Origin of the sequence: Levilactobacillus koreensis JCM 16448 (genome assembly GCF_001435525.1) — a bacterium.
Lineage (GTDB): Bacteria > Bacillota > Bacilli > Lactobacillales > Lactobacillaceae > Levilactobacillus > Levilactobacillus koreensis.
In genome coordinates, this window is the sequence record NZ_AZDP01000113.1 from 1,529 (window position 1) to 1,975 (window position 447).

Consider the following 447-nt stretch of genomic DNA (forward strand, 5'->3'; position numbering starts at 1 on the left):
GGCCCATTATGGAGAAGTACTCAAGTGGCTGAAGAGGTGCCCCTGCTAAGGGTATAGGTCGCGGAAGCGGCGCGAGAGTTCGAATCTCTCCTTCTCCGTTTAGTTATGACCCGTTGGTCAAGTGGTTTAAGACACCGCCCTTTCACGGCGGTAACATGGGTTCGAATCCCGTACGGGTCATTTTCACAATTTAATATTATCGCGGGATGGAGCAGTCTGGTAGCTCGTCGGGCTCATAACCCGAAGGTCGCAGGTTCAAACCCTGCTCCCGCAATATTTGGTTCGTTGGTCTAGTTGGTTAGGACGCCTCCCTGTCACGGAGGAGATCACGAGTTCGAGTCTCGTACGGACCGTCAGTTAAAGTCTTCCTTTTTAGGAAGGCTTTTTTGATATGTGCGCCCGGCATGGGCGCTAACTAGGCGGTGAAAGTCCGCTGTGGACCGTAGT

4 tRNA genes are annotated in these 447 nt (G+C 52.8%); all 4 read left to right on the forward strand.

The window, feature by feature from the left end:
• Positions 1–10: 10 nt before the first annotated feature.
• Positions 11–98 (forward strand) — tRNA-Ser (locus tag FC99_RS10585).
• A 9-nt stretch (positions 99–107) separates the two neighbouring features.
• A tRNA-Glu gene (locus FC99_RS10590) sits at positions 108–180 on the forward strand.
• A gap of 20 nt (positions 181–200) precedes the next feature.
• Positions 201–274, forward strand: a tRNA-Met gene (locus tag FC99_RS10595).
• Between the two features lie 5 nt (positions 275–279).
• A tRNA-Asp gene (locus FC99_RS10600) sits at positions 280–353 on the forward strand.
• Positions 354–447 lie beyond the last annotated feature (94 nt).